This is a genomic window from Ekhidna sp. (genome assembly GCF_965247405.1).
Lineage (GTDB): Bacteria > Bacteroidota > Bacteroidia > Cytophagales > Cyclobacteriaceae > Ekhidna.
Map to the genome: position 1 here is coordinate 1,988,725 of NZ_OZ252014.1, position 24,007 is coordinate 2,012,731.

General features: G+C 42.2%; 22 protein-coding genes. 5 read left to right on the forward strand and 17 right to left on the reverse strand.

Going from position 1 to position 24,007, the window contains the following annotated elements:
• The first annotated feature begins 146 nt into the window (after positions 1-146).
• On the forward strand, positions 147-3,026 hold the full coding sequence (gene gcvP, locus ACP14Y_RS08985; protein ID WP_424962626.1) for an aminomethyl-transferring glycine dehydrogenase: 2,880 nt from the start codon (positions 147-149) through the stop codon (positions 3,024-3,026).
• Here the strand turns inward: gcvP and ACP14Y_RS08990 are convergent.
• Entirely contained in the window at positions 3,023-3,511 is a 489-nt protein-coding gene (locus ACP14Y_RS08990; RefSeq protein WP_424962627.1) for a hypothetical protein, read from the reverse strand. The genes gcvP and ACP14Y_RS08990 overlap by 4 nt on opposite strands.
• A 16-nt stretch (positions 3,512-3,527) precedes the next feature.
• Here ACP14Y_RS08990 and ACP14Y_RS08995 point away from each other — a divergent pair, with 16 nt between their 5' ends.
• On the forward strand, positions 3,528-4,562 hold the full coding sequence (locus tag ACP14Y_RS08995) for a strictosidine synthase family protein (RefSeq protein WP_424962628.1): 1,035 nt from the start codon (positions 3,528-3,530) through the stop codon (positions 4,560-4,562).
• Between the two features lie 147 nt (positions 4,563-4,709).
• Here ACP14Y_RS08995 and ACP14Y_RS09000 read toward each other — a convergent pair whose 3' ends face one another.
• From ACP14Y_RS09000 to ACP14Y_RS09035, 8 genes are all read right to left on the reverse strand, one after another.
• On the reverse strand, positions 4,710-5,369 hold the full coding sequence (locus ACP14Y_RS09000; RefSeq protein ID WP_424962629.1) for a hypothetical protein: 660 nt from the start codon (positions 5,367-5,369) through the stop codon (positions 4,710-4,712).
• Positions 5,370-5,371: 2 nt separating this feature from the next.
• Complete coding sequence (locus ACP14Y_RS09005; protein WP_424962630.1) at positions 5,372-6,154, reverse strand: DUF4097 family beta strand repeat-containing protein; 783 nt, start codon at positions 6,152-6,154, stop codon at positions 5,372-5,374.
• 49 nt (positions 6,155-6,203) lie between these two features.
• Positions 6,204-6,938 carry a HEAT repeat domain-containing protein gene (locus ACP14Y_RS09010; protein ID WP_424962631.1) on the reverse strand — a complete coding sequence of 245 codons (735 nt, stop codon included), beginning with the start codon at positions 6,936-6,938 and terminating at the stop codon, positions 6,204-6,206.
• A gap of 30 nt (positions 6,939-6,968) precedes the next feature.
• Positions 6,969-7,508, reverse strand: a complete 540-nt coding sequence (locus ACP14Y_RS09015; protein ID WP_424962632.1) for an RNA polymerase sigma factor — start codon at positions 7,506-7,508, stop codon at positions 6,969-6,971.
• Between the two features lie 158 nt (positions 7,509-7,666).
• Positions 7,667-8,062: a hypothetical protein gene (locus ACP14Y_RS09020; RefSeq protein WP_424962633.1), complete on the reverse strand. Its 396-nt coding sequence runs from the start codon at positions 8,060-8,062 to the stop codon at positions 7,667-7,669.
• Between the two features lie 87 nt (positions 8,063-8,149).
• Complete coding sequence (locus ACP14Y_RS09025; RefSeq protein ID WP_424962634.1) at positions 8,150-12,025, reverse strand: ATP-binding protein; 3,876 nt, start codon at positions 12,023-12,025, stop codon at positions 8,150-8,152.
• Positions 12,026-12,081: 56 nt separating this feature from the next.
• A complete protein-coding gene (locus ACP14Y_RS09030) occupies positions 12,082-13,635 on the reverse strand; it encodes an MFS transporter (RefSeq protein ID WP_424962635.1) in 1,554 nt (517 codons plus the stop codon).
• 19 nt (positions 13,636-13,654) lie between these two features.
• Positions 13,655-14,383 carry a DUF3667 domain-containing protein gene (locus ACP14Y_RS09035; protein WP_424962636.1) on the reverse strand — a complete coding sequence of 243 codons (729 nt, stop codon included), beginning with the start codon at positions 14,381-14,383 and terminating at the stop codon, positions 13,655-13,657.
• 50 nt (positions 14,384-14,433) lie between these two features.
• Between ACP14Y_RS09035 and ACP14Y_RS09040 the strand changes: the two genes are divergently transcribed.
• Positions 14,434-14,745, forward strand: coding sequence for a hypothetical protein (locus ACP14Y_RS09040; protein ID WP_424962637.1), 312 nt, complete (start codon positions 14,434-14,436; stop codon positions 14,743-14,745).
• Here the strand turns inward: ACP14Y_RS09040 and ACP14Y_RS09045 are convergent.
• Genes ACP14Y_RS09045 through ACP14Y_RS09065 form a run of 5 tightly spaced genes read right to left on the reverse strand, consistent with a single transcriptional unit; the run spans position 14,742 to position 20,221 of the window.
• A complete protein-coding gene (locus ACP14Y_RS09045) occupies positions 14,742-15,110 on the reverse strand; it encodes a response regulator (protein WP_424962638.1) in 369 nt (122 codons plus the stop codon). The genes ACP14Y_RS09040 and ACP14Y_RS09045 overlap by 4 nt on opposite strands.
• A 1-nt stretch (position 15,111) precedes the next feature.
• A complete protein-coding gene (locus ACP14Y_RS09050) occupies positions 15,112-17,082 on the reverse strand; it encodes a tetratricopeptide repeat protein (protein ID WP_424962639.1) in 1,971 nt (656 codons plus the stop codon).
• A gap of 60 nt (positions 17,083-17,142) precedes the next feature.
• A complete protein-coding gene (locus ACP14Y_RS09055; protein ID WP_424962640.1) occupies positions 17,143-18,516 on the reverse strand; it encodes a hypothetical protein in 1,374 nt (457 codons plus the stop codon).
• A 17-nt stretch (positions 18,517-18,533) separates the two neighbouring features.
• The gene (prfA, locus tag ACP14Y_RS09060; RefSeq protein WP_424962641.1) at positions 18,534-19,604 is read right to left on the reverse strand and encodes a peptide chain release factor 1; all 1,071 of its coding nucleotides are present in this window, start codon (positions 19,602-19,604) and stop codon (positions 18,534-18,536) included.
• A 44-nt stretch (positions 19,605-19,648) separates the two neighbouring features.
• Positions 19,649-20,221 carry a DNA-3-methyladenine glycosylase I gene (locus ACP14Y_RS09065; RefSeq protein ID WP_424962642.1) on the reverse strand — a complete coding sequence of 191 codons (573 nt, stop codon included), beginning with the start codon at positions 20,219-20,221 and terminating at the stop codon, positions 19,649-19,651.
• A 65-nt stretch (positions 20,222-20,286) separates the two neighbouring features.
• Between ACP14Y_RS09065 and ACP14Y_RS09070 the strand changes: the two genes are divergently transcribed.
• Both ACP14Y_RS09070 and ACP14Y_RS09075 read left to right on the forward strand, forming a co-directional pair.
• Positions 20,287-21,366 (forward strand): hypothetical protein, encoded by a 1,080-nt coding sequence (locus tag ACP14Y_RS09070; protein WP_424962643.1) that lies wholly within the window; start codon positions 20,287-20,289, stop codon positions 21,364-21,366.
• The gene (locus tag ACP14Y_RS09075) at positions 21,363-22,187 is read left to right on the forward strand and encodes an arylamine N-acetyltransferase family protein (protein WP_424962644.1); all 825 of its coding nucleotides are present in this window, start codon (positions 21,363-21,365) and stop codon (positions 22,185-22,187) included. Before ACP14Y_RS09070 ends, ACP14Y_RS09075 begins: the two co-directional genes overlap by 4 nt.
• A gap of 31 nt (positions 22,188-22,218) precedes the next feature.
• On the opposite strand, the gene ACP14Y_RS09080 is transcribed toward ACP14Y_RS09075, so the two are convergent.
• The 3 genes from ACP14Y_RS09080 to ACP14Y_RS09090 form a co-directional block, all read right to left on the reverse strand.
• A complete protein-coding gene (locus tag ACP14Y_RS09080) occupies positions 22,219-22,614 on the reverse strand; it encodes a TerB family tellurite resistance protein (protein ID WP_424962645.1) in 396 nt (131 codons plus the stop codon).
• Between the two features lie 16 nt (positions 22,615-22,630).
• Positions 22,631-23,047: a TerB family tellurite resistance protein gene (locus tag ACP14Y_RS09085; RefSeq protein WP_424962646.1), complete on the reverse strand. Its 417-nt coding sequence runs from the start codon at positions 23,045-23,047 to the stop codon at positions 22,631-22,633.
• 62 nt (positions 23,048-23,109) lie between these two features.
• Complete coding sequence (locus ACP14Y_RS09090; protein ID WP_424962647.1) at positions 23,110-23,871, reverse strand: SDR family NAD(P)-dependent oxidoreductase; 762 nt, start codon at positions 23,869-23,871, stop codon at positions 23,110-23,112.
• Positions 23,872-24,007 lie beyond the last annotated feature (136 nt).

Below are 24,007 nucleotides of genomic sequence, written 5' to 3' on the forward strand. Positions count from 1 at the left end.
TGATATAACGCGTTAAAAATCAGAGCATAAAACTAAGAAATTTTATTCCGGCCAAACCAATTAATTACACTAGTGGTTAGGGGATAAAACACTTTTTGTCTTGCCCACACTGACGTAAATTTGCGGCCTCTAAATAAACAGCCCCGATGAAATTAAATCTGAACGATCGAGTAGAGTTTGAAAGAAGACACAATGGCCCCTCTGAGGATGAAGTGTCTAATATGCTACGAGCTATTGGTTTAAGCTCTGTGGATGAGCTTATTAATGAAGCAATCCCTGCTCCAATTTTGAAGAATAAACCCCTGGATTTGCCCCCTGCATTAAACGAGTTCGAATATCTCAATCGGATGCAAAAAGTGGCTGATAAAAACAAGGTTTTTAAATCGTTCATCGGGCAAGGGTATTATAACTGCGTAGTACCGACTGTCATTCAGCGAAATATTATGGAAAACCCGGGCTGGTATACTGCATACACCCCATACCAGGCAGAAATTGCACAGGGTCGTTTAGAAGCTTTAATCAATTTCCAAACGATGGTCATTGATTTAACGGGGATGGAAATTGCCAACGCCTCTCTTTTGGATGAAGCAACCGCGGCGGCAGAAGCCATGAGTATGCTTTACGGCCTTAGAAAAGGAGACAAAAAATCTTCCAATAAGTTTTTAGTAGATGATGCGGTTTTCCCGCAAACATTGGATGTTCTAAAAACAAGAGCTCTTCCTTTCGGAATAGAGCTGGAGGTTGTGGACCTTGCCAACGCTGATCTAAGCTCACCAGAAATTTTTGGAGTTTTCTTCCAGTATCCAAATGACTCAGGATCCGTGAGAGACTGGTCAAGTGTGGTTTCAGAAGCCAAAGAAAATGAGGTGTTTACCTCATGTGCCTCTGACCTGCTAGCTCTCACACTACTAACCGCACCCGGTGAATGGGGAACGGATGTCGTGGTTGGAACCAGTCAGCGATTCGGCGTTCCAATGGGTTACGGAGGTCCTCACGCGGCATTCTTCGCTACGAGAGAAGCATACAAACGATCCATTCCGGGTAGAATCATTGGGGCATCAAAAGATGCTCATGGAGATGACGCTTATCGAATGGCTCTTCAAACCAGGGAGCAACACATCAAAAGAGAAAGAGCCACTTCAAATATTTGTACAGCGCAGGTGCTCCTAGCTGTAATGGCAGGAATGTATGCCGTCTATCATGGTGCAAAAGGACTTAAACAAATTGGAGCCAGAACACATGGGTTGGCGAAAGAAACAGCTAATACGATCGCTCAATATGGGTTTGAAAATCAAAATACCTACTTCTTTGATACCATCAGAATCAAGCTCACACCAGAACAACTGTTGCACATCAAGCAACTGGCAGAGGAGCACGAGATCAACTTCAGGTTCTTTGAAGATGGTGTTGGTGTGTCATTCGATGAGTCTCATACGGTAGCCGACGCTAATGAGGTGGTAAAATTATTCGCCCGGCTTGGCAATGCTTTCGAAGCACCTATCGTGGAGGATTTTGAGGTTGAATACCCTTCTTCCTTAAAGCGAACGAGTCCATTTCTGGAGCATCCCATTTTCAACCAATATCACTCAGAGCATGAGCTGCTTCGATATATGAAGCAGCTGGAAAACAAAGACCTTTCGTTGGTACACTCCATGATCTCACTAGGGTCGTGCACCATGAAGCTAAATGCCACAACCGAAATGATTCCGGTGACATGGCCTGAATTTGCCAACATTCATCCTTTCGCACCGAAAGAGCAGGCAGAGGGGTACGGTATTTTGATCAATGAACTGCATGACTGGTTAGTGGAAATCACTGGCTTCCACTCCGTTTCATTCCAACCAAACTCAGGAGCACAAGGTGAATATGCTGGCCTGATGGTAATCAAATCGTATTTGGAAGGAACCGGTCAACCAAACAGAAATGTGGCGTTGATTCCGTCCTCTGCTCACGGAACAAATCCTGCCAGTGCGGTGATGGCTGGAATGCGAGTAGTGATCGTAAAGTGTGACGAAAACGGAAACATCGATGTAGATGACCTGAGAGAAAAGGCAGAAGCACACAAAGATGAGCTGGCAGCCTTAATGGTAACCTACCCATCCACACATGGGGTTTTTGAGGAAGCGATCATTGAAATTTGTGAGATCATTCACGAAAATGGTGGTCAGGTATATATGGATGGTGCGAACATGAATGCGCAGGTTGGGTTGACCTCCCCGGGAATTATTGGAGCGGATGTTTGCCACCTTAACCTTCACAAGACTTTCTGTATCCCACATGGGGGTGGCGGGCCAGGTATGGGCCCAATCGGTGTAGCTGAGCATCTTACTCCATATTTGCCAGGGCATACGACCGAGCACAATAGCAATCCGGCTGTATCAGCTGCTGCGTATGGCAGTGCGAGCATTTTGCCTATTTCTCATGCGTACATTGCGATGATGGGGGCCTCTGGCTTAACCAACGCCACAAAAATGGCCATTTTGAATGCCAATTACATTGCGGCGAGGCTGAAGGATCATTATCCGGTGCTTTATGCCAATGACAAAGGCAGAAATGCACATGAACTTATCATTGATTGTCGTCAGTTTAAAAAGTCCGGCATTGAAGTAGAAGACATTGCGAAACGACTGATTGACTATGGGTTCCATGCTCCAACTGTTTCATTTCCAGTGCCGGGTACTATGATGATTGAACCAACTGAAAGTGAGGTTCAGGATGAGCTGGATCGTTTCTGCGATGCGATGATTGCCATTCGCGATGAGGTTCAGGAGGTCATTGATGGAATTGCTGATGCCAAAGACAATGTCCTGAAAAATGCTCCTCACTCCTATAAGGTACTTGTCGCGGATGAATGGAAATATCCATACTCCAGAGAAAAGGCAGCCTTCCCTGCTCCGTATGTGAAGGAAAATAAATTCTGGCCTGCGGTAAGCAGAGTAGATAGTGCTTATGGCGATAGAAATTTGGTTTGCAGTTGTTTGCCTCTCGATGTTTACGAAGATCAGGAAGAAGCAGTAGAGGCTTAATTACAAAGCCTGATCTGAAAAGATCCTTCGACGGTATTGTCGTCATCGAGCACTGCTTGAAGGTAGCCAAAAACCACTCTGTTTTCAATAGCGAAAATGGACATGAATCCACTTGATGCAACAAGTGAGCCTGAAATGTCTGCGTTAAATGTGACGACCACTTCGTTATCATTGACAAGCTGAGGGGAAACCGAGTAATTCCCCTCATATTCAGGAAATCGCAAAAAGGCCGTAATGTGTCTTTTCGCAGTACTTCGTAGTGCGCAGGGATCCGCAACAGTTTCTTCTGTAGATAAAAACGTAACTCGATATCGAAAGTCGGCAGACTCAAGGAAAGCATTTGCAGACTTGTATGTCCACTCTTCTCCATCTATTTTGCCCTGCAACACCTCCTCCGGTAGTTCCACCTCATCCTTTCCGCACCCAGCTATAAGAGATATAAAACCCAGTGCTAGTAAATAGAAAGTTTTTCTACTTTTAAGCATTACACCTTTAGTCGCTATGAAGAAGTTTTTAATCACACTATTAATTATTGTTTTGCTGGTTTCAGCATTCGTCGTATACACATTTAGTTCTACCGGATACTTCCGCGAAGTTAATAACACTGATTCCTATGAGGTTATTGCCAAAATTCTAATGAAAGGAGCAGAAGATTTCACGATCAATTATGAGGATGGGTTCATGATTATTTCTCAGGACGACCGTGCGGGCAGGAGAGATGGAATTGCGACTCAAGGCCACCTTTATTATTTGGATCTGGATTCCGGAGACTTCCAAGCCAAAAAACTAACTGCGAATCATAAACTCAAATTCTACCCGCACGGAATCAGTTTACTAAAGCTGGATTCAGCACGATATCAAATCCTGGTAGTAAACCATGCCAGGGGGCATACCATCGAAAGGTTTGAGCTCTTTGGGGAAGACAGCCTGGTATACATGGCCACCTATCGTGATGAAACCATGATAAGTCCGAATGATGTGGTTGCGCTGGATGAAGAGTCCTTTTACTTTACGAATGATCATGGATACACCAGCTACTGGGGTAAGCTGGCAGAGAATTATTTGGGTCTTGCCGTATCAAATGTTGTGTTTTATGATGGCAAATACCGAGAAGTGGCAGAGGGCATCAGTTACGCCAACGGCATTAACATTTCCAAAGACCGTTCGCAGGTTTTAGTGGCTTCTCCAAGAAGCTTTAGCCTCAGATATTATAACATCGGGGAAAACGGTGATTTGTCTTTTGATCACAGTCTGGATGTTGGAACTGGAATTGATAACATTGAGCTAGATGAAGATGGAAACCTGTGGATGGGGGCTCACCCAAGCCTGCTGGCATTCACCTCTTATGCTGTTGGAAAAAATGAAATAGCTCCGTCTGAAGTGATCAAAGTTACGGGTGATCAGGTTGAGTCATTGTATGAAAATGATGGAGAGCTGGTTTCGGCAAGCAGTGTTTCTGCGCCTTATAAGGATCTTATGTTTATCGGGACGGTGATGGATGATGACCTGGTGGTGTTAAAGAAAAAGGGTGAGTAAAATCTACCCACCCCTTACCTCGATGCGTCGAACCGCTCCAAGGAGGGGAATTATTTATTATCCGTCATTGCGAACCCCGCCGATAGGCAGGGTGAAGCAATCTCAGTATTAAGATCGCTTCGCTGTGCTCGCGATGACGGTTAATGTTTACCCTTTTCTTAAATAGATGTTTCCGCTGATGGTTTCAAAGTTGGATTCCACTCCCCCTGAGCTTACTCGTCCTCTCACATCCTGGCCTATGATCTGTCGAAGGCCTTCCTTGCCATAGGGATATTCAATTTCAATATCCGAATAGATCTCTCCTGAGATGGTCTTCGCTTTAAAATCCATTCCATCTTTCTCCGAAATAGTCACATCAATCGCTCCAGAAATTGTCTTCAGTTTCATTTCAGAACCAAAGTACTCAAACTCATAGTCTCCAGAAATAGTACTTGCTCTTACGCTTAGTTTGGATGGTAGATACACCTTATAGTTAATCGTAGAGGTATAGCTGCAGTTGTTCCACTTCCCATCCTTCTCTTTGCTTAGCTTTTTCCACATGTCTTCATCCATTTCGATGTAGATCGTGAAGTTGCTTGTTTCAGAAGAAAGACTGAAAATATCATTGTCTTCTCCATCATTGATTTCTACCATTACCTCCACCAAAACTTCATTCTTGTCCCATGTCTCAAAAACAATGTCGTCAGCGAAATCAAACTCCAGATCCAGTAGCTCCTGTCCCGTGATCGCCACTGATTCTGTTACTTTTTTAGGCTGTGCCCACAACCCAAATGTTGTCAGGCACAGCATCATTGCTAATAGTCTCATGGTTATTCTGCTTTTCTGATGTAAATGTCACCACTTACAGTTTTCAAAGACACTTCTACGCCTCCACCGTTGAGTTTGCCGGTTGCATTCTGACCTCCAACACGGCGGATTTTTGCATCTTCCCCAAAATCGAAATCAAATCCTGTATACACGCCTCCGGAAATAGTAGACATCTTGAAGGTTCCTTTCACTGAGGCAGGAAGGGTCACGTCAATATCTCCGCTCGTTGAGCTTAAAGAGGTAGGTGAAGCATTCGAAAGTGATGAGAATGAAACCTCCAGATCAGAACTTAGCGTATGCGCTACGATTGGCCCGGTCACATCGATAAACTCCAGATCTCCTACCTGGCTCTTCGCCTCTACTTCTCCTGCCATTCCTTTGATGACCACATCTCCTGCCTGCCAGCTGTTGTAGTCTAGCTTTACTTTCAAGTTTTTTGGCAAGTACATGACATAGTCTGCATTGTCTGCTTCTCTATGCGCTCCTGAAAGAGAAATCGTATTTCCTTCCTGATTGATGCTCAAACCTATTCCTGTGTTCTCAGGGCCAGTGGCTGAGAGCGGCTTCAAGCCTTTGGCTTTTTCCGGAAGCCCTTTGTAGTTCTTGCTTTCAATTCTGATTTCTGATCCATTTGTTCCCTCGATCTGTAAATCAGAGGATAGGTTTTCAATGACCAGCCACGTTTCAGCTGCGTTACCCTTTATGGGGTAACTGTAGTTTGTTTTATTCTGAGCTACCACGCTGGTCACTCCGAATAGTATTAGTCCTGCTATTATCGTTTTCATTTTATGTTGTTTTTGAGTATTGAATTGATAATTAATTGTACCGGTATTTTTATGTCAAAACCTGAAGGGCAACTTCTGCCTGCTGCTTCACCTCAGGTGATGTTTCTTCTTTTTCAATGATGTCTCTTAATGGCGCGATTGCACTGCGCTCTTCTGCCTCCACCAAAATGGTTATCAAGGTGATCTGAATCAGTGGATCAGACTGAGCTTCTAATGACTTGACCAACTCGGCTCTTACGTCCGCATTGTCAATGAACTTTGCCAATGCCTGCATAGCGGCATATCTTACATTCGGGCTTTCATCCGAATTCAATGTTGTAATCAATGTTGTAATCAACTCCTCATTTACTTCAGGACTCTCCTCAATTCTGTTCACTGCCATGATTCGTTCACTAGCCGAATGCTTTTGCAAAGTGCTTCTCAGCGTGACTTCTCTGAGTGATTGTACCTCATTTTTCAAGGCCATCAGCTCATCAGAGGAGCCAGAGGTGGAAAATTTTCCTGCTCCAAAACCAACGATCAGTAGTGCCACTGCCGCAGCAATCTGCATCCACGGTGTAGACGATTTGGCGCTCCTTAGCTTCTCATTGATCAATGCTTCTCTGAAGTTTGACTCAATATGAGGTGGAACCTCAACTTCCCGGGTTGTCTCCATCGCCTTAAATAATTCTTCCAGCTCAGAGAATCGTTCTTTCAACTCAGCGTCCTGCTCTATTTTTTCCTTTAACTCATCATTCTGCTCACCTTCGAGCAAAGCAATCAGTTGTTCGTCTGTAATTTTCATGTTCTTACAATTTTGCACCGGCCGGGCCGGTTAGTCTTCCGACAATTCGAAATAGACCTCTTTCAATTCTTTAATGGTGCGATGCACCTGTACTTTTATGTTGCTCACTGTAGTGTCTCTTAGTTTGGCGATCTGCTCGTATTTCATCCCTTGAAACTTACTGAGTACCAACAGTTCACGCTTTTCATCCGACAATTTTTTCATTGCCAGATGTAGTCGTCTTTCATTTTCAACCAGCTGTTCATCCACTTCCTCTTTCACTTCAGGCATCACTTCTACAGGGTTAAATTGATCCCGATGCACTTTCATTTTTCTAAAATGATCTTTGACCATATTTCGTGCAATCTGGAAAATCCAGAACTGTACGGACCGTCCCTCTTTGTAAGAGTTTCTATATCGCATTACCCGTACAAAAAGCTCCTGTGTGAGGTCATCACTGTCCGCCCGCTCCAGTGTAGACTTCAAGAAATAGTTATATATCCGCTTGCTGTAGCGGTGAAACAACTCATTCAGGTAGTCCAACTGTCCGGCCTTTACCAGCGACATCAACTGTTCGTCACTTACTTCCAAATCGATTTAGGTTCGTCTTTCAAGTTGATTTAAACCAGCACCGCTGGTAAATGCATATAAGTTACAGCAAAAGAGAAGGAAGGTTACAACTTGAAAATAAAAATCCCTGACGTTACCGACAGGGATCTATTAGGCTGGTAGAGTGTTAAGGGATTTTACTAATTCGTATCAATCGTAATTTGATTACTGTAACCGTATCCTGCTTCATTTTTTGCATATGCACGCATATACCAGGTGTTTCCCTCGTAAAGCCCCATAACTCTTCCTTCAAAGGATGAACCAACACCTGTTGCCTGAACGCCGGACTTCCCCCACTCAGGATTTGAAGATGTAGAATAAACAAAGCCTCTTTCTATGATGGATGAGCCGCCATCATCCAAAACGTTGGAAGCAACCTCCACTTGTCCGGAATTTTGGTTTGACCATGCACTTGTGATAGTGGGCTGTGAAACTGTTGGAACATCTCCAAGAGATTGTGGTTCTTCATCTTCTTCACAGCCAGTGAAGCATAAAACTCCTATCAGGAGTAAGAAAATAGATATGATGTTTTTCATAATAAACTTTTGGATTCAATCATTCAAAACAACTATCTGTTGCTTATTTTGAGTGTCGTAAATGAATCAAAGAATATCAGATTTGAATCATGATGCTCTCTTAAAGTCGGATGGGGTCTTACCAAACGATTCTTTAAATACCTGTGTGAAATAGGATGGGCTTTCAAATCCGGAAGAATATGCCGCGGCAGAAATTGATTCACCAGATTCTAACAAACCGACTGCCCTTTGCAATCGATATTGTTTGATCAGGTTAAGTGCAGAAACACTCAATAGTGATCTTAGCTTCCTATTTAATGTGCTCTTGCTCATGCCCATTGCCTCTGCCACCTCAGATACCTCTAGTTTGGAATTGGTATGATGATCATCCAAAAACTGGTACAGTCTGGAAAGGAAAATATCACTAGGTGATTCAATTTTCACTGATGGTGATCCTGGTAAAAGCTGCTTTCTTAATTTTTCTTTCAACCTCTCCTGCTGTGCCAAAGCATTTTTTACTCTAAGTTCAAGTTCATGTGAGTGGAAGGGTTTGGTCATATAATCGTCGGCTCCACACGCCAGCCCGACTTCCTTGGAAGATTGTGCCATTTTGGCTGTTAGAAGAATGACGCCAATATGATTGGTACGGGGGTCATCTTTAACTTTTTTACAAAGTTCATAACCGTCCATTTCAGGCATCATTATATCGGAAATAATGATGTCCGGCAGATGTTTTTCTGTCAGCCTCCACCCGGTCATTCCATTCTCCGCCACGATCACTTTCAGATCTGATGATAGGCTATCCACTATAAAGTCCCTAAGCTCATCATTGTCCTCCACTACCAAAATAAGTGGATCTTTATCAACTGGCAGAGCATCTGATTGCGAGCGAGGCGTACCATTTTTCATGCTCAGCTTTTCTACAGGAAGTATCAATTCGAATGTCGAGCCTTTTCCTTCTATACTTTCTACACTGATAGTTGCCCCCATCAAATCAGCCAGCTCTTTTACAAGGGACAATCCAATACCTGTTCCTTCCTGTTGACGAGTGCTGGAGTCATCTACCTGATAAAAGCGATCAAATAATACCGATATTTTTTCTTTCGGAATGCCAATTCCGGTATCCACTACTTTTAAGGAAATCGCAGGTTGGCTATTTACTTGCGATGCGGTCAACATTACTTTTACCTGACCGCCTTCCGGGGTGAATTTTGTTGCATTTCCCACCAGGTTCATGATGATTTTTTCCAGGTGTGATTTATCGAACAGGTAGTTCCCTTCTACTCCTTCTACAGAAAAACTTATGTGTATACCCTTCTCTTCTGCCAGCCCTTGAAACTGATCTACCAGGGCTTTTACAAACCCATTCAAATCACCTGCTGACTTATGCATCATCATGCTACCGGATTCCAACTTCGATATATCAAGGAGCTGATTTACCAATTTAAGTAAATGATTCCCTTGACGATAGTTGTTTTCCAAAATACGAATTACATTTTTGGAATGGCTCTTCTCCCTCAGCTCTCGTTCCAGAGGTGAAAGAATCAAAGTCAAGGGCGTTCGAAATTCATGTGTAATGTTTGAGAAGAAGCGTGTTTTGATCGCATCTATTTCTTTTAGCCGTTTGGCTTCCCTCTGATTAAATTCCTGCTCTTGTTTCCTAAAAATTCTCCTTTTATATGTCCGCCAATACAGCGCCAAAATCATTAGTCCAAATGTTGTATATAATGTATATGCCCACCAGGATAGCCAAGGTGGTGGCTTAATCGTAATGTTTATGGTGTTTATATGCTCACTCCAGATTCCGTTTGTGTTAGATGCGTTTAAGAGTAGTCGATATCTTCCCGGAGGCAATTTGTCAAACCGTAGGATTGTCTGGTTTCTATTATTCACCCAGTCGGAATTAAAATTCTCAAGCTTGTAGCGATAGTTGATCGCCTCAGGGGCATTGTATTGGGTAGCAGCCAACTCCAGCCTTAACTCATTTTGATCATATGGGAGTACAAGTGTTTTCTTTTGGTGATATTCGAATGGCTTACCATTGACTGTAAAATCTGAAATATTAGTTATTGGATTATGTGTGTCTGACTCAAACGTTTCAGGTTCAAACACAGAATAACCAACTGTGCCACCAAGGGCAACTCTTCCATCAGGCAACATTAGCCCGTGATGACGATTAAACTCGCTTTCTACCAATCCATCCTTCATCGTAAAGTTGGTGAACAACTCTTTCTCTATGAAAAATTGACTTATTCCATTAAACGTCCCAAGCCATAGATTCCCCAGGGAGTCAGGAACAATGCTTCCAATGCTGTTACTGGGTAAGCCATCTTCTGTTGAATATATTTTTTTGGTTTCTCTTTCCAACTTATCCCACTTGACCAATCCTCCTCCCAATGTACCGATCCAGAGAATGTCCTCATCATAAAGATCCTGGCTGATATCAATGAGTGAAGAGCCCTCTTTCCCAACCTTGTGTTCCTTTATGATTTTTCCGTCATCTAATTCATAAAGTATGTTTCTGGTCACGATCAGCCATTGACGTTCTTTGTCCACAGTCAAGTCTGAGATACGCTCTGTCCCAGTGTCGGGGATCTTCTTGACTTCTCTTTCTTCTGGATTTTCATCCAAGTCTTTCCACTTAAAAGCTGTTCCCCCTATATCTGCCGCCCATAAAGTAGAGTCAACCTCATCCATTCCAATCACATAGTGGAAATATTTGTCCTCAAGTGGAATAGGATTTAGTTGGCCATTCTCTAGTTTATAGATACGCCTTGCATCACCATAACCGTAGGACTCATGGGTTATTAATAGTCCAAAGTTAGAATAGCAATACCTCAGGCCGTACGACCAGCCTTGCTTTCGCCAGTTATCTGGTATTTCGTCCTTATCTATTCCAAGCTGTTTAGTGAGAATATCAACTAAGAAGTTCTTCTCGTATTCAAATGAATGGAATTTTGGCGTGTTCAAGTCAACCCGAAACATACCTCCTGTATTTACACCCACCCACATAGTATTCGATCGATCAATCAAAATGGAGGTAATGTTGAGTTTCTCCCTAAGTGGGTTCTCCCATAAATAGGTAACGGTCTCATCTTCTTCCAGACGAAGTACATAGCCAAGGTATTGGATGATTGCCCGGCCTGCATTGTCTTTGGTCATTACTAAAATGGAATTATATGTAAGGACCGACAAAGAAGGAAGCTGTATCTCTCTATACTCTTCGTTGAGCTTATCGAAAACAAACAACCGGTTTTCTACGGCAAATAGAATTCGGCTTTTGCTCAATTCCATCATTGGCCTGTGGTTCATCATTTTAAAAGGAATCTTTAAATCCCCCGGAAAATGAACAAGCTGATAATTGGCCCAACTGGTATCACTCGTTGACAGTCCGTCTTCTGTCAAGATCCACATGCTGCCATGCTTGTCTTCCATGAAACCATAGGCTGTTGGTGTCTTTCGGGCTCTTTCCCTGCTAAATAGTTTGCTAAGCTTTGTGTTTTTTCCATCGTATAGATGATAAGAAACCGTATCACCAGCAAACCAATTTCCCCTATGATCATTAACAAATGAACGAACGTTCATCCAGTCAGTCCCAAGATCAAATTGATCGTGAGGAATGGTTTTGACCGGGGAAATCTTCCTTTTTACTTCCAGGGATTGTGGGTCAATCACATCGACAACATGGTTACGATGAAAAACCCAAAGCTGATTCTCATCATCCAGGTAGATGTCATAAATAAGAGAGGTTGAAAGCTTTCTATCCTCTTCATCAATGTTGAATTTGAGAAACCTATGCCCATCAAATCTAGCCAGACCATCTAATGTGGCGACCCAAATAAAGCCTTGTTCATCCTGGATGATTTTAGATACATAGCTCTGAGGTAGGCCGCTTTCAGTGGTGTAATGTTGTGAAGAATTGTGTAAGGTCTCAATCTGCCCAAAAGAGGAGTAGCAAACCAATAAAAGCAAAAATCGTGACACGGTGGTGAACATTTTCAGAAAGATAAACATCCGGCTGAAAAGAAGTCAACTTGCTTCTATGTTGTTTGAACTTTTTTCTCCTCGACCATTAAAACAGCTATTAAAGCTGAGAGCCAGGCCAGACCGGCACTGAGTCGTCCAACCCACTGATACGTTTGTATGAAACTTAAGTCATATATTCTATTCACTTTTTCTTTCAGTGATGAACTCAAGTTTTCCGGAGCTTTTGCTTCTCCCAATTGTCCCGCCTCGCTCATAATGACTTCTTTATCATAAGATGAAATGGATAACTGACTCAAATCAACCTCCACATATTTGGCAAAAAGAAAAATGGCGAAGGCTCCCAGAATTGCATTGATGAACGTACCGGAAATTCGGGTTACACTATTGTTGATTCCAGAAGCTATTCCGGACTTGCTTTCATCCACACAAGCCATCACTGCTGTAGTCAATGGGACAACTGTGATTGACATTCCCAGTGCAAATGTTAAAAAGGCAGGAAAAAAAGTACTCCAATATTCGAATGGGCCTTCAGTCATTCCGATGGTTGACAGCCAGTACATACCCGCTCCTGTAATTAGTGGCCCAATAATTAAAAACCTCCTGGGTCCATACTTATCAGATAGCGCCCCCATTCTTCTTGCTACCAAAATCATCATAGCTGAAAAAGGAAGGAACGTGAGACCTGCCTGGAACTGCGAGTACCCCTGCACCTGAATGATGTTAAGTGAAAGGAAAAGCATTACCGCTCCAAGCGCAGCATATAGAAAAAAGCTTAGGAGGTTTACACCAGAAAAGGTTTTGCTTCTGAAGAGAAGCAAGGGAACCATTGGTTCTGATACACGCTGTTCTGTAACCAGAAAAACGACTAAAAGGACAAGTCCTAAGGCTAAACTTGTTAGAACAAATGGATGCTGATAGCCCATTTCCGGCATCTCCAAAAACCCGAATGTGAGTGCGGCTAAACTTAATGTTAGCAGAGCTGCTCCCCACCAGTCAACTTTCGAGGCTCCCGGTTCTTTGCTCTCAGGCACTTTATATTGAAGTGCGAAGATGGAAAGAATACCAAGGGGTACGTTGATAAAAAAGATTAATCGCCACAGACCTATATCTGCCAATGCTCCACCCAGCACCGGTCCGCACACTGTCACGATTGTAGTTGCAGCAGACCAGGTTCCGATCGCTTTTCCTTTTTCATCTTTGCTGAATACGGCAGAAATAATGGCTAGGCTTCCCGGTATCATTAATGCGCCACCAATGCCTTGTATAGATCTGAAAATTATAAGCTGAGTGATGTCTTGGGAGAAACCGCACGCTGCAGAGCCTAACGTGAAAATGAGAATTCCAAACTTGAATACTTTCACACGCCCTCGTTTATCTCCAAGACTGCCGCCAACAATTATTAATGAGGCCAACATTAACAGGTAGCTATTGAGCACCCAAAAAAGATCTGAGCCAGTGGCCTCTAAATCCTTTTGTAGAGAGGGTAAAATCACGTTCAAAGCAGTGCTGTCAATGAACGCCATACTGGAGGCCAGGATGGTAGACAGCATCGTCCATTTTCCAGTAGGGCAGTTGAGCGGATAGTTGTGTTGAGCCTGAGTAGACATCCACTCAAGTTACTTCATATTATAGATAAAAGATCAATGCTCCTACTCCACTGAAAATGATCATGGCTGAAATGAGGTAAAAGACATTAAGCACAAAAAGTTTGAGTAGAGTGGTTAACCACCTTTGCTCATAGACTTTGCGTAGTGCGATCAACAAATAAATCTGGAGCAGAAACAGGGTTATGAAAAAAGACCACTGACTTAGAAAAACACTGCTTGGAAAAATGTAGTCGATCAAAATCACCATGACGGTGAGTAACACAAAAGCAAATGCATGATAATGCACAGAAAAGATGAAATGCGTTAGATAAAAGCGACCTGGTTTTCTAAAGAGCAGATAGAGAAAAAGAGCAAATAGCGGAAGCAAGAGAAAGAATAGTCTTGGAAACCATATGCTGAAAAATGAATCTAAAAACTCCGCCTCTTCTGATTTCTCTATTGCCACTGTTTGATCCACTGGTCCGAGAAACAGAAAGAAAACAATACTAATAAAAATAAACATTCGAAGAGGGGGGATGTATCGTACTCTTCTTCCGGCTACAAATTCTTTAGTTAGAAAACCAGGGTTGAATAATAGGGGTCTTACACTTCGTATGATCAGTGAGTCAAACGTGAAATAGTCTCCAAGAAAGTCAAGAATAAACTGCTTGAAGTGAACCACTTTGTCTTTGTGCTCCTGTCCGCAGTTGGGGCAGAACTTAAAATTAGTTTCAAGTTTTCTTTCACAGTTTTTGCAAATCCTTTCCAATATTTCTTGTTTACATTAATATTGATGTACATCGAAAATACTTCGTTGCATTGAGGAATAAACTATTCACCACATTTCTTTTCATCCTGGCTATCGGAGCAACTACTGCCTCAGCTCAGCGAATCGTGGTAGATAGTGCGTCTACAAACAAATACCTGATTAGGCCAGAAGTAAAAAGTGAAGAACCGATTAACACAGAGGAACCGACTTTTGGTGACCGTGCCTTCTCTATTGGAAAAGGAATCATCAACCGGCTAAAAGCAAGACTCAACCTCGAAGAGGCTGCCGAAAGTATTAAGGGAAAGAAACAAAAAATTTTGGGAAAGCCTGAGGATAATAATCCGGCAAATAAAGGGGGCTAAGCCGCACCATTCAAGTGTCTTTCGATTTCCTCCCGATCAAATGGTTTTGTAAAAAATTTCTGAATCGTCTTGTTGCGTAAAGCAGCATCGATTTCATCGTTAAAGGTATAACCGCTTAGTATGAAGTACGGTATGTCTTTTACCTTTTCTTTAGCCCTTTCAATAAACTGAACCCCATTCATCTCTGGCATGTGCATGTCACTAATAACCGCACATATTCTATCCTTGTTTTCATCCAGTTTCCTCAATCCTTCTTGTGGAGAGTTGGCAACTAGTACTTCTCTCTCCCCTTCAAATGAAACCCTGAATAGCAGCAGGTTGGCCTCCTCATCATCGATATACAATATGGCTGGCTTCTCACTCATCTTATAAAGGTAGCTTAATTGTGAATTTTGTGCCTTCCTCCATAGTGGAAGTAACATCTATTTCTCCGCCATGTTCCTCGATTATTGAAAATGTAATGAATAGTCCTAACCCTGTACCCTCACCAGGTGCCTTGGTAGTAAAAAATGGATCGCTGATTTTAAGCAGGTTTTCTTCCTTGATTCCTTCGCCATCGTCCTCTACCCATATTTCCATAAAGTCCTTTCCTCGAATCGTCGTGATTTTAATGGTTCCCTTCTCCTTAATCGCTTGCTCCGCATTGGCGATAATGTTCATCATAGCTTGATGCAATCGTCCTTCATTTCCTTTTAGCTCAGCGCTCTGTTCAGTAAAGTATGTTAGGACTTTAATCCGATTGCGGATTTTATTATGCAGGATAAGGAGACAATTTTCAATAATTTCATGAATGTTGCATCGCTCGTCAATACTTGGCCCTCTTCGACTAAAATGACTTAAACTTTTAACAATATTTGTCGCCCGACTTACTCCTTCGTTGATGATTTTAAAATAGGATTTCATTTCATCATCCTGGTTATTTTCCAGCTTTTTGGATAATGCCTCAATCCCATTTTTTATAAAGTTAAGAGGGTTGTTGATCTCATGACCTACCCCTGCAGCCAGGACACCCAGAGATGCCATTTTTTCTGACGTAATCAGAAGTTTTTGTGTTCTCTTCAATTCTTCATTGTTTCGCTGTAGCTCTTTGTTCTTTTTATTGTTCTTCCTAAAGAGAATAATCATTACGATAAGTAGCGGAACAGTGATGAGTATAATGAAAGTGAAAAGCTGGTTGGTGACGACCTGATTGCGAATCAATGCTTGCTGTTCAGTAAGCCTGATTCGATCCTCCTCTTCTTTTATTTTGAGGGGAATAAGGGCCAGATTTCTGGAAACCACATCATGAAAAATTGAGTCACGCAAATTAATATACATCCTCAGATACTCACTTTCCTTTTCCTCCATGCCCAACCCATCATACACAGATGCATAAAGCTTTAGAACCTCCAGTTGCTGTTGCCAAAGTCGAATTTCGTTAGCCCAACTCTCACACATCTGCAAACTCTCCAAAGCACGCTCATTATCACCCTGGGTTTGAGCAATCTTCGCAAGCAGATAATATGCCTCTGCCAGCCCTTTTTTATCATCTATGGATTTACTGGCTGATAGTGAACTGTTTAAGTATTGAACCGCCGAATCAGGATGTCCGGTTTGCATCAGCACCTCAGCGATCCCCCGGGCCGAAACTGCGCCCCAGTTGATGTTTTCAATCTTCTTTCCAAGAACATATCCTTTTCTAAAGCATCTAAGAGCCTCATCAAGATTTCCTTCTCTGAGGTAGGTTATTCCAATGTTATTGGTAGAGTATAGCTCGTTATCATCACTCTTTCTCTCTATTGCGACATCATAGGCTTGTCTGAAGTATGCCCGGGCGGTTTCATAGTCTCCCACCCGCTCAAAAACTAAACCGATGTTATTGAGTGTAGTAGACAGTCCATAGTTTTCGCCAATTTTCCCTTTGATCTCTTTGGATCGTAATAAATACTCCAACGCTGTTTGATAGCTTCCTAGATTATAATTTAGAAGACCAATATTGTTATAGCCATTATTTATTAGCGCAGAGTCTTTTAACTTCAATGCAATGGTCAATGCTCTTTGATTGTATTCAAGAGACAGATCAAAATCTCCCCGATAGTAATATACTCCTGCAATCAGTCGTAAAGACTTGGAGATCAGCATAGAGTCCCCTTCTTGCCTGGACAGCTCAAGGGCCTGTTCTCCATATCCCATCGCTCTATCCGGATAGTTGAGCCATAGCTCTAAAATGATTTTGTGTAGTGCATCAATCTTTTCTTTTCCTTCAGCCTGATTGGAATAATTAATTAAGCTATCCACCTGCGCATATGACATAATGGAAAACAATAAAAAGATTGCTGTATATCTGGTTCGCCTCACTCTCTAGAACTAGAAGATAGTCTTAAAAGATAACAAGAAATCTTCAGTTTAGATTATTGATCAATCTTTTTCAACGCGCTCAAAAGCGCCTATGTCCGGTTGGCTATCTCGAAGCACACCCTTGATGTCATTTTTAACTCCGGCATCAATTCCTTTGTCTTTCGCAAAGGCTAGCGTATCAAGGGTGTAATTGTTTGCAAAGGCATTTGTAAACCCCGGGAAATTGCTCTCCTGTGAAGTGAAATTATTAGCTAATTCCAGACCGCTTTTTACGATATTATTATTTAGAGATAGTAGTATGTTGGCTCCTCCTCCATTATTTATTAAAAGTTCGTTATCGCCTGAACCCCAAACAATGCAATTGGTCATCTCCAAGCTCAGATCATCAGTTAGCAAGTCATCTTCGCTGATAACAATATTATCCGAAAATTGCACCGTTGGTTCGTCCTGAACAAAAAGTGCTGGTTCGTTGGAAAAGGTGCAATGCGTAAATGAATAATTGCCTCCGGCAAAGCCTCCGACCAGATAGCTGCCACAATTATAAACCAGCGTATTTGTGACAGATAAGTCCGATGTAAATGCCAGTATTCCCGCCGTGCTCATATTAAAAATCTCAGTATTAGAAACTCGGACATCCGGTATATCATCGTCATCCGGGCTTCCTAATCTTAGTCCAATCTGACCATTAAATATTTCGGCAAAAGCGATTTCGTTATCGGCACTTCCCTCGAGAAAATAAATGCCATTCCACTGGCCCGGCACCTGGTCGTATATTCCATCAAACCGGGCATTTCGAAAAACGATGTGATCCGCCGAATCCCCAACGGCGGTAAGTGTACCTTGAATAAATAACGCCGCATCATTCTCAAAATAGATGTTGGTGCCTTTTTCAATGATCAGCCTGCAACTGCTTCCCACCAAAACGGTATCGGAAATAATATAGGGGCGATCGTTTGTCCATGTTTCATCGCAAATCGACACGTTTCCAATATCTGTGGCATCCTGCCCATAAGAAACCAGCTTAACATGTTCTTCATTGGTATTCCATCTAAATATGATGGAGTCCTTTACCAGGTACGGAAGGTTCTCGTCTCTGGCTTGAACGTTCACTTCAACTAAAATCATGAGGCTGTCACCTCCTAGTAGTTGTTCATTCCTTACCGAAAGCTGCTGCTTGCCATTTATAATGACACTGTAATCAGAATTTTCACTTTTGCCTAAAGCAATTTCGGAAAACTGGATTGCCTCCTCATTTGGATTGTAGACGGTCAGTCTTCTTGTGCTACTTCTTCGCTCTGATAGTAGTGTATCAAAAGCTACCGAGTCATTGCTAAAAACAAGGGAAAGGGATGGGTCAAAAGATATGGACTCTTCGGTGGGCTCGCATGCAGACCACATGATAACAATGCAAAAGAATAGGAGGAGGTTTCTCATTCTGTTATGAAAACGGACTATTCCGCTTCTTCTTTCATAATCTCAGCATTTTCTGCGATACGCAGCTGCTCTATGAACTCTTCAATATCGCCGTTCATAACATTAGGCAGGTTATACACAGAGAGGTTGATTCTGTGATCCGTCACTCTACCCTGGGGATAGTTGTATGTGCGAATCTTGTCTGACCTGTCTCCGGAACCAACCATGCTTTTTCGCTGACTGCTGATTTCAGCGTTATGCTTTTGCAGCTCCATTTCATAGAGCCTTGAGCGAAGTACCTTCAATGCCTTGTCATAGTTGGCGTGCTGGGAGCGTCCATCCTGACACTCAACCACAAGCCCTGAAGGAGCGTGCGTCAAACGAACTGCAGATTCAGTCTTGTTAATATGCTGACCTCCGGCACCAGATGCTCTGAAAGTATCTTTACGGATATCTCCCATGTTCAATTCTACATCCACCTCTTCGGCCTCCGGGAGCACTGCAACCGTAGCTGCTGAGGTATGTACCCTTCCCTGAGACTCTGTTGCTGGTACTCTTTGTACCCGATGCACCCCTGATTCGAACTTCAGTTTTGCATAAACATCTTCGCCTTCTACAGAGGCAACAATTTCCTTATAACCTCCGGCGCTTCCTTCATTAAAGTTTAGCACCGAAAAGCTCCAGTTCTGATCTTCAGCATAAGACTTGTACATGCGAAAAAGGTCTCCAGCAAAAATGGAGGCTTCATCCCCTCCCGTTCCGGCCCGGATCTCAAGAATCACATTCTTACTATCATTGGGATCTTTTGGAATGAGCATGATCTTGAGGTCTTCCTCCAGCTTCTCAATTTGTGGCTCCAGCTCATCAATTTCTGCTTTTGCCATATCACGAAATTCAGGGTCTTTTTCGTGGCTTAGTACTTCTTTGGCATTCTTGAGATTGCTCTTTGCTTGTGTGTACTCTTTGTACTTGACTACAATTTTTTCAAGATCCTTATATTCCTTGTTCAACTTCCCGTACTTCTCCATATCCGTAACAATGTCCGGTTGCACGATAAGCTGACCCACCTCCTCAAATCGGTGTTTTATTTCCTCCAGTTTTTCAATCATCCGCTAGATTCTTTAAATCACAAATTTAACTTACTGCTTGTCAATTATTTGTTTTTCAATTCCTCATATCTAAAACAATCTGTGGTATGATCATTAACAAGTCCAATTGCCTGCATATGTGCATAGATGGTGGTAGAACCAACAAATTTGAACCCTCTTTTCTTAAGGTCTTTGGATAACTCGTCAGACTCTTTCGTGGTTACGGGCACTTCTCCCATTGTTTTCCAACTATTAATAATCGGTTTTCCTCCCACAAACCGCCAGATATAGTTATCAAATGAACCAAATTCTTTTTGTACCTCCAGAAAACGACCGGCATTGTTGATGGTGGCCTCAATTTTTGCCCGGTTTCTGATGATCGATGCGTCTTGTAACAGGTCCTCAACCATACCGGAACCATATTCTGAAACTATCCTAGGGTTAAAGCCTGCAAATGCCTTTCGATAGCCTTCCCGTTTTTTTAAAATAGTTGCCCAACTCAATCCGGCCTGAGCGCTTTCCAAGACAAGAAACTCAAAATGCTTTTGATCTTCGTGGACCGGCACACCCCATTCTTCATCATGGTATCGTACATATTCATCAAAAGAGTTGGCACACCAGGCACATCGTGTTTTCATTCTTATACTAAATTGAGACAATTAAGAGTTGAGTTTTTATAAAATTAGCACTTTAGTATTTCAATATGAGGGGATATATCACCGGACTACTTTGCATGCTTGGCTTATGGCTTCACTGTCAAACTCCAATCTATAATTATGTGTCATTCAATAAGGCGTTGAATGTTCCCGAACAATTAAGTAGTGAACGTTCAGCTGTTATCTTCTCCATTCCTGAAATAAAGGAAGATTTTATAAAAGTTGGTAAGCACGAAAAACTTTTGAACCAGGTCCATAAAGCATTCATCACGATGGGGATTGATGCTATTTTTTACCTCCATGACATCAACTTTACGTCAAGTAACAGTGCGAAGCAAGCATACGTTGAGCTTTTCAATCAACGAAAGGTGAAAAACATCATTTTTGTAACTGAATCAGAATCAGGTTATGAGTTCCTAATGGCTCCTTTTAGTGGGGACCGTCGACTTATCAAAGATGGAAATGATGCGTTTTTTTTAACCGCCAACGACCTATACGGCCTGCTTTTGGGAGTTGGTAAAGAGGTACGAAGAGCTGATCAGGAAAAAAACAACTTCTTGATACCCGAAAAACCAAACGTACTTAGCGGGCTTTCCATTGTTGAAAACACCCTTTTAAAGAATTATCCCGGCATACTAAGAAGAAGCAAACTGGCTGTGGAACGATTCAGCCTGCTTGACTCTACAAACATTTCAGATGCAGATGCGCAGACATTTGTGAAGAAATTCAACCAAGAGGTAAAAACTAAAAACAGGGAGCTGGAGAAAATAATGAAATCATATCCGTATGAGTATGAGCTCATAGATCCCATGTCTGACGATGATTTAAAAAGAAACAGATACCAATTTCTGTTGCGATCTGTGCGTGCCTCTGCGGGTATCGTCAAACAGATGCTGGATTATGAGGTGCTGCCAAGTGAAACCGGATTTGTTTCAATCATACCAATCATGCCGGATCAAACCCGGGTAAAAACGATACCAAGAGATGCGATCGTATCCAAGTTCTATGTGAGACAAAACATCTCCAAAAACGTGCATGTAGGAGAGTGGGATGCAGATGTAACCTGGCAGGAAGCACTAAACAACATGATCGGAAATTTGTCGCAGGAGTTGAATGTAAAGAATTGAAGAAGCTAAACTTTTTCCAAAATAGTCCTAAGACACCCAAAATCGATGTGGATGCATACCTGGAACGCATTGATCAAAAAAAAGAGGCCCCTTCACTTAGGTATTTAAAAGACCTGCAAAAAGCACACCTCATCCATATTCCGTTTGAAAACCTGGATATTCATTATGGAAGTAAGATCATCCTGGACTATCGAAAGATTTTTGATAAAGTGATCCATAGAAAACGCGGAGGGTTTTGCTATGAGTTGAATGGGCTGTTCTATCACTTACTTAGCAATCTTGGCTTTGATTGTTATGTAATTTCTGCAGAAGTGAAAAGTAGAGAAACAGGTGAGTTCGGTCGTCCTTTTGACCACATGGCGATATTGGTTTTCATAGATGATGATCTTTGGCTGGCAGATGTGGGGTTTGGTGATGGGATCATTAATCCCTTGAGAATAAAGGTGGGAGAAGTGCAGATGGACTACACAAAATATTGGAAGATAGAAGAAGACCCGGACGAGAACCTTATTCTGAAGGTTTCAAGGGACACGAGTCAGTATGAGCCTCTGTTTCGGTTTACCACCAAGGAAAAACAACTTATCCAGTTTATCGAAATGTGCGAATATCATCAAACCGCCATGGCATCACCTTTTACTCAGAAAAAACTAATTACCCGGCTTTTACCCAATGGCAGGGTAACGTTAACCGAGCGGAAGTTAAAAATTGTGGAGCTTGGTGAACATTCTGTGTCAGACGTTTTGCATGAGGACGAATTTTTGTCAAAGCTGGAGCATCACTTCGGAATTAGTTTCGAACAACTTATTCCGAAAGAGACATAAAAAAACCCCGATGAATCATCGGGATTTTGTATTAGTTTCTGTGCTTTCTGACTTCCCTCTTCAATGAAGAGATATCCGACGCTATGGCAGGATCGCTATAAATTCTAGCTGAAAGCTCAGAAATCACATTTCGCTTAAAGCCAAGCTTTTCCGCCAGCTCTTCACAGAACTTAATTTCCGACAGGTAAACCTGACTATCAATTTTCATCAATTGAACCAGGTGAAATAAATACTCAAACTTATCATCCTCTGACATTGTACTGAGTGGAGGTAGAGGCTCTGGGTTTTCCACCATATTATTTATCTCATCCTCGCTGATTCCATTGGCCTTGCCAATCATATAAATCAGGTCTTTTTCTTCACCAGCAAATTCGCCATCGATGTTTGCTAACTGAACCAGCACACTTAGTTTCGCCTTAATGCTCATAATTTCTCTCTAATTACTATTTCAAAAATTTGTTGGCCTCCTTCATTAAAGCCTCTCTGTTTCCGGTGATTGAAGGATCTCCATAGATTCTGGATGACATTTTCTTTACAACTTTTTTATCATAGCCCAGCTTCTCCGCTACTTCTTCACAGTATTTAATTTCCGTTAAAAAAACTTCTCCGTCAATCTTCATGAGCTGAATGACATCATACAGATAATCGAACCGCTCTTCGCTGAGCAACCCCTGAAAGTTCACTTCGCTATTTTCCTTTGAGTTCAATACTTCTTCTACCAGCACATCAATTTCAGTTTCAGGTACTCTGTTTGCTTTTCCGATTGTATAAACATATGTTTTTTCCGGTTGTCCAAAGTCTCTGTCTATAATAGAAAGTTGGATTAAGGCTCTCAGGTGATTTTTAATATTATCTTCCATTATCGCTGTTGTTGTGTTTTCGTCCTTCTAATTTAGGAATTAATCCCTAAAATGAAACCTCATTAGTGTAAATAGCTTCCCGCATTGATATCGAAGGTTGCTCCTGTAGCATGGTCTGCCATTCCGCTTGCAATAAAGGTCACAAGCGGTGCAATATCTTTCGGTTCTGTTAGCCGCTCAAGAGCCAAATCTCCTTTCGCATGATCCTCCCCATATTGCTGCATAAACTCCTGAGACATATCCGTTCGTACAAATCCTGGTGCAATTACAAACGCCTTCACACCTTCTTTCCCATACGATCGAGCTATGGATCTGGTGAGAGATACCAGCCCTGCCTTAGAGGCTGCATACGAAAAATATTCTGCCTCTTCCCCTCTAAATGCAGCCCTGGAAGCAATATTGATGATTCTTCCTGCAGCTTTCCTGCTGATAAAGTGTTGCACCGCTTTTTTGCAAATGATCGCCGATGAATTAAGGTTTACCATCATGGTCTCATTCCAGGCTTTCATCCACTCATCGTCTTTGGCATCAATAGAAGATGGCTTGGCTAGTCCTGCATTGTTGATCACAATCTCGACACTCCCCATTTCCAAACTCACCCGCTCAAATAACTTGGCTGCCTCATCTGGTTTCGAAAAATCCGCCTGAAATGCTTTAGATTCATTGCCAAGAATATGGGCCAGGTTTTCAGCTTCACGTACATTCTTATTATAATGAACAGCTATTGTTGCTCCCGCTTCTGCAAGCTTGGTGGCCAGGGCCTTCCCAATTCCCCTACTGGCCCCTGTGACCAGGATGTTTAAGCCCGATAGATTGATATACATATAATCGTCGTTTGAGCTGAAAAATTAGACAAAACCAGTTTGAAGTTGACTTATCTCATGATAAAAGATCAAGTAACATGTTTGCCTGAAAGAAATCTTTGTTAATTTAGGCCATCTCCAGCTAATTGAGTCACCG

Bases quoted from the DNA above. Each gene is read 5' to 3' on its own strand.
- ACP14Y_RS09020 (WP_424962633.1), bottom strand. From the start codon at position 8,062: ATGAAAAACATCATATCTATTTTCTTACTCCTGATAGGAGTTTTATGC.
- ACP14Y_RS09055 (WP_424962640.1), bottom strand. From the start codon at position 18,516: ATGAGAAACCTCCTCCTATTCTTTTGCATTGTTATCATGTGGTCTGCA.
- ACP14Y_RS09005 (WP_424962630.1), bottom strand. From the start codon at position 6,154: ATGAAAACGATAATAGCAGGACTAATACTATTCGGAGTGACCAGCGTG.
- ACP14Y_RS09010 (WP_424962631.1), bottom strand. From the start codon at position 6,938: ATGAAAATTACAGACGAACAACTGATTGCTTTGCTCGAAGGTGAGCAG.
- ACP14Y_RS09030 (WP_424962635.1), bottom strand. From the start codon at position 13,635: ATGTCTACTCAGGCTCAACACAACTATCCGCTCAACTGCCCTACTGGA.
- ACP14Y_RS09090 (WP_424962647.1), bottom strand. From the start codon at position 23,871: ATGTATATCAATCTATCGGGCTTAAACATCCTGGTCACAGGGGCCAGT.
- gcvP (WP_424962626.1), top strand. From the start codon at position 147: ATGAAATTAAATCTGAACGATCGAGTAGAGTTTGAAAGAAGACACAAT.
- ACP14Y_RS08990 (WP_424962627.1), bottom strand. From the start codon at position 3,511: ATGCTTAAAAGTAGAAAAACTTTCTATTTACTAGCACTGGGTTTTATA.
- ACP14Y_RS09070 (WP_424962643.1), top strand. From the start codon at position 20,287: ATGAGGGGATATATCACCGGACTACTTTGCATGCTTGGCTTATGGCTT.
- prfA (WP_424962641.1), bottom strand. From the start codon at position 19,604: ATGATTGAAAAACTGGAGGAAATAAAACACCGATTTGAGGAGGTGGGT.
- ACP14Y_RS09000 (WP_424962629.1), bottom strand. From the start codon at position 5,369: ATGAGACTATTAGCAATGATGCTGTGCCTGACAACATTTGGGTTGTGG.
- ACP14Y_RS09045 (WP_424962638.1), bottom strand. From the start codon at position 15,110: ATGAGTGAGAAGCCAGCCATATTGTATATCGATGATGAGGAGGCCAAC.
- ACP14Y_RS09065 (WP_424962642.1), bottom strand. From the start codon at position 20,221: ATGAAAACACGATGTGCCTGGTGTGCCAACTCTTTTGATGAATATGTA.
- ACP14Y_RS09080 (WP_424962645.1), bottom strand. From the start codon at position 22,614: ATGAGCATTAAGGCGAAACTAAGTGTGCTGGTTCAGTTAGCAAACATC.
- ACP14Y_RS08995 (WP_424962628.1), top strand. From the start codon at position 3,528: ATGAAGAAGTTTTTAATCACACTATTAATTATTGTTTTGCTGGTTTCA.
- ACP14Y_RS09085 (WP_424962646.1), bottom strand. From the start codon at position 23,047: ATGGAAGATAATATTAAAAATCACCTGAGAGCCTTAATCCAACTTTCT.